Origin of the sequence: Thalassospira sp. UBA848, assembly GCF_002295455.1 — a bacterium.
Taxonomy (GTDB): domain Bacteria; phylum Pseudomonadota; class Alphaproteobacteria; order Rhodospirillales; family Thalassospiraceae; genus Thalassospira.
Map to the genome: position 1 here is coordinate 1 of NZ_DBGS01000106.1, position 4,902 is coordinate 4,902.

Below are 4,902 nucleotides of genomic sequence, written 5' to 3' on the forward strand. Positions count from 1 at the left end.
CGATGCCCACGTTGAGGCACCGACGGCCGGTTCTGTGATCCTGGCTGGTGTGCTCTTGAAAATGGGTGGTTACGGTTTCCTGCGTTTCTCGCTGCCGATGATGCCGCTGGCGTCTGAAACCTTCGCACCGCTCGTCTTCACGCTGTCGATTGTTGCAATCATCTATACGTCGCTGGTCGCCCTTGCGCAGCAGGACATGAAAAAGCTGATTGCATATTCGTCGGTCGCCCATATGGGGATCGTGACCATCGGTGCGTTTACCTTTAACCAGCATGGTATCGAAGGTTCGATCTTCCAGATGCTCAGCCACGGTGTGGTTTCCGGTGCACTCTTCCTGTGTGTCGGTGTGGTCTATGACCGTATTCACACCCGCGAAATCGATGCCTATGGCGGTCTGGTTCATCGCATGCCGAGCTACGCACTGATCTTCATGTTCTTTACCATGGCATCGGTTGGTCTGCCGGGTACGGGCGGGTTCGTTGGTGAAATCCTTGCACTTCTGGGTGCATTCGAAGCCAATACCTGGGTCGCCTTCTTTGCGGCGACCGGTCTGATCCTTGGTGCGGCCTATGCGCTGTATCTCTATCGCCGGATTATTTTCGGGGCACTCACCAAAGAGAACCTGAAAACCATCCTCGATCTGAGCCCGCGCGAATGGATTATCTTTGCACCGCTGGTGATCATCGTTCTGTGGATGGGGGTCTATCCGGTCTCCTTCCTCGACATCATGCATGTCTCGGTTGAGAACCTCGTCAACCAGGTCGAAACGGCCCAGGCTGCAGCGGCACACGCCGCCCAGCTGGCTGCGAATTGAGGGGAATGAACATGGGAGTTTCTATGCTCAACCTCGGGGCCGCGCTGCCCGAAATGTTTATGGCAGTTTCTGCCTTGGCGCTGTTGATGCTTGGGGTTTTCGCCGGCAAGGACAAATCCTTCCGCACCGTATCCTGGCTGGCAGTCGCCGCCCAGGTCGTTGCCATCGCTCTGGTCGTGATGGGTGATGGTGGTTCGGCATTCTATGGTCAGTTCAGCGCTGATCCGTTTGCCAAGTTCTGCAAGGTCCTGATCCTGATCGGTTCTGCAACCGGCATCATCATGACCATGAACTTTGCCGAGCGTGAGAACATGGCACGCTTCGAGTTCCCGATCCTGATCTCTCTTGCCACGCTTGGCATGATGGCGATGGTTTCGGCAACCGATATGCTGTCGCTGTATCTTGGTCTCGAACTGCAGTCGCTTGCGCTTTATGTTGTCGCTGCCATCCGCCGTGACACTGTGCGTTCGACGGAATCGGGCCTGAAATACTTCATCCTCGGATCGATCGCCTCTGGCATCCTGCTGTATGGCATGTCGATGGTTTATGGCTTCACCGGCACCACGAACTTCACCGTTCTGGGCGATACCCTTGTGGGTGGTGAACTGCCGCTTGGTGCGCTGGTTGGTCTGGCATTCATCTTTGCCGGTCTGTGCTTCAAGGTTTCCGCCGTTCCGTTCCACATGTGGACCCCGGACGTCTATGAAGGTGCGCCGACCCCGGTCACGTCCTTCTTTGCGGTCGCGCCGAAGATTGCCGGTCTGGCACTCTTCATCCGCGTTGCCGTTGGTCCGTTCGGTGGTGCCGTCGAAGACTGGCAGCAGATCATTGTCCTGATCGCTATCCTGTCAATGGTTGTCGGTTCCTTTGCCGCACTTCGTCAGGAAAACATCAAACGTCTGATGGCCTATTCGTCCATTGGTCACGTTGGTTTCGCGCTAGTCGGTCTGGCTGCCGGTACCGAGGCCGGTGTCACGGGTGTTCTGGTTTATCTGGGTATCTATCTTGTCATGAACCTTGGCACCTTTGCCGTGATCCTGTGCATGCGTCGTAACGACCGCATGAACGAGGAAATCACAGATCTTGCCGGTCTGGCCAAAACCAAGCCTTTGATGGCTGCGATCACTGCGATCTTCATGTTCTCGATGGCAGGTATCCCGCCGCTGGCAGGCTTCTTTGGCAAGTTCTATGTCTTCAAGGCAGCCGTTGATGCCGGTCTTGTAACGCTTGCAGTTATCGGTTTGGTGACCTCGGTCGTCAGCGCCTATTACTACCTGCGCATCATCAAGGTCATGTACTTTGACGAGCCGGTCGAAGGCTTTGATCGCAATGGCACCGAGATGAATGTCATTATGGCGGTCGCCACGATTATCATCCTGGCCTTCGTCTTCTTCCCGAACCCGCTGATGGACAGCGCAGCTGTTGCCGCGGCATCGCTGTTTGGGATGTAAGAATGGCTTTGCGTACGATCCGTCTTCCCGAAGGTTTCACCCTTCACGAACGGGATACGATCGACAGCACAAACGAAGAGGCCAAGCGCCTCGCAGACAAGGGCGCCCAAAGTGGCGCCCTTGTTTTAGCCAGAAGCCAGACATCCGGTCGTGGTCGCCGTGGCCGGGTCTGGTCGTCGCCTGTCGGAAATCTGTATTCATCGCTCTTGCTGCGTCCGACCTGCTCATTGGCCGAAGCGGCCCGATTGACCTTTCTGATTGCTGTTGCCATGGCTGAGGCGGTCGAAACCGTTACCGGTGGTCATGTCCGTCCGGATTGCAAATGGCCCAATGATCTGATGGTTAACGGGCGCAAGATCTGCGGTATACTGCTTGAAAGCGCATCCAACCAGCGTTCAGCGACCGATTACCTTGTGATCGGGGCAGGGGTGAATGTTGCTTTCTTCCCCGATGATTCAGAACGCCCGGCAACGTCATTGGCAGCCCTCGGTGCTCCAGTTTCGGTGGATGATCTGGTATCAACCTATGTCGCGCGTGTTGCGCACTGGTTGCCGATTTGGGAACAGGACGGTTTTGCCCCGATCCGCGAAGCCTGGCTGGCGCGGGGTTACGGGATCGGCAAGCCGGTTGTGGCGCGATTGACTGAACGCGAGCTCGCGGGAACTTTCGTCGGGCTTGATGACGATGGCTCACTTATCCTAAGAGAAGACAGCGGTGCCGAGCACCGTATCGGGGCAGGCGAAGTATTCTTTGCCGCCTGACACCATCCAATAGCTTGCTTTGTAGCGGAGGCTTGTAAGCATCATGTTGCTTGCGATTGACGCCGGGAACACCAACATCGTCTTTGCCGTTTTTGATGGCGATACCATCAAGGGCCAGTGGCGCTGTTCGACCACGACTGAACGCACCGCTGACGAGTTGGGTGTGTGGTTGCACCATCTTTTCACGCTTTCTGGCGTGCCCAAGGATGCGATCACGGGGGCCATTATTGCCACCGTGGTGCCTGCTGCGGAATTCAGCCTGAAAACCCTGTGTCGCCGCTATTTCAATGTCGAACCGATGGTGGTTGGCGATCCTGCGGTCAATCTTGACATGAAAGTCATCATGGACCGACCCAGCGAGGTTGGCGCAGACCGTCTTGTCAACGCGATTGCCGCCCATGAACTGTTTGGTGGACCGCTGGTGGTGCTTGATTTTGGTACGGCCACGACCTTTGACGTGGTTGATGACAATGGTGATTACCTTGGCGGTGTGATTGCGCCGGGGGTCAACCTGTCGATCAAGGCGCTGCATATGGCTGCCGCCCAGTTGCCAATGGTTGCGATTGAAGCGCCGCGCAGTGTGGTGGGCAAGAACACGGTCGAAGCGATGCAGTCCGGTGTTTACTGGGGCTATGTCTCGATGATCGAGGGATTGCTGGCACGCATTCGCAAACAGCAAAATCTCGACCATATAAAAGTGGTGGCAACGGGTGGGCTTGCGCCGCTCTTTACCAAGGCGGTTGACGAAATTGAGCATCTGCATGGCGATCTGACCATGCTTGGACTGTTGATGATTTACCGTCGCAACAGCCAGCAGGCAGGTAAGTCCGCTTGATAAAGACTTGCGCCCTGCATGCTGAACGATTATTCCGCACCTAGGTCCTGACCCTAATCAACCTGCCGAAAACAAAGGATACCGTCTGTGGATTTGTATTTGCCAAAAGATGACGTTTTGTTCGTGCCGCTCGGAGGTTCCGGCGAAATTGGCATGAACCTGAACCTTTATGGCTATGACGATCAATGGTTGATGGTCGATATGGGTGTTTCGTTCGGCGAGGAAGGCCTGCCGGGTGTTGACGTTGTCATGCCCGACCCGACCTTTATCGAGGAGCGCAAGGACAAGCTGCTTGGTCTGGTTCTGACTCACGCGCACGAAGACCACCTGGGGGCCGTGCCATATCTTTGGCCGCGTTTGAAATGCCCGATCTACGCCACGCCGTTTGCCGCCGAATTCCTGAAGGCCAAGCTTTCCGAGACCGATTTCGCCGACGAAGTGCCGATCCATGTGATCGAACTTGGTGGTCGGTTCGAACTGGGGTGCTTTGATATCGAATTTGTCACCATGACGCACTCGATCCTGGAACCGAATGCGCTTGCCATCCGCACTCCCAAAGGCCTTATTGTCCATACTGGCGACTGGAAGTTCGACCCCGATCCCCAGATTGGCGAGGCATCCGACGTCAAAAAGCTCGAAGCACTGGGCGATGAAGGCGTTATGGCGCTGGTCTGTGATTCGACCAATGTGTTCTCTGAGGGCAAAACAGGCTCCGAAGGCGACGTTGCCAAAAACCTGTCCAAACTTTTTGCCGAACATCCACAAGGCCGCATTGCTGTTGCCTGCTTTGCCACCAACGTTGCCCGTGTGCAGTCGGTGATTGAGGCCGCCCACGAAAACGGCCGTTGTGTTGGTCTGGCTGGTCGGTCGCTTAACCGCGTGACAGAGGCCGCACGCGAAGTCGGCTACCTAAAAGGCTATCCGAACCTTCTGACTGACGAAGACGCGATGGAGGTGCCCAAGGATCAGGTGCTTTTGATTTGCACCGGGTCACAGGGCGAGCCGCGTGCCGCACTTTCGCGCATTGCCAAGGGCGATCAT

5 protein-coding genes are annotated in these 4,902 nt (G+C 56.1%); all 5 read left to right on the plus strand.

Annotated features, from left to right (window positions below):
* Nucleotides 1-814 (plus strand): NADH-quinone oxidoreductase subunit M (locus B2R48_RS14795; RefSeq protein ID WP_297001892.1); only part of this gene is annotated, 814 nt, incomplete at its 5' end.
* Nucleotides 815-825: 11 nt separating this feature from the next.
* Entirely contained in the window at nt 826-2,265 is a 1,440-nt protein-coding gene (nuoN, locus tag B2R48_RS14800) for an NADH-quinone oxidoreductase subunit NuoN (protein ID WP_414716192.1), read from the plus strand.
* A 2-nt stretch (nt 2,266-2,267) separates the two neighbouring features.
* Nucleotides 2,268-3,026 carry a biotin--[acetyl-CoA-carboxylase] ligase gene (locus B2R48_RS14805; protein WP_297001895.1) on the plus strand — a complete coding sequence of 253 codons (759 nt, stop codon included), beginning with the start codon at nt 2,268-2,270 and terminating at the stop codon, nt 3,024-3,026.
* A 43-nt stretch (nt 3,027-3,069) separates the two neighbouring features.
* Complete coding sequence (locus B2R48_RS14810; protein WP_062954584.1) at nt 3,070-3,861, plus strand: type III pantothenate kinase; 792 nt, start codon at nt 3,070-3,072, stop codon at nt 3,859-3,861.
* 87 nt (nt 3,862-3,948) lie between these two features.
* A partial coding sequence (locus B2R48_RS14815) for a ribonuclease J (RefSeq protein WP_297001899.1) occupies nt 3,949-4,902 on the plus strand: 954 nt, incomplete at its 3' end.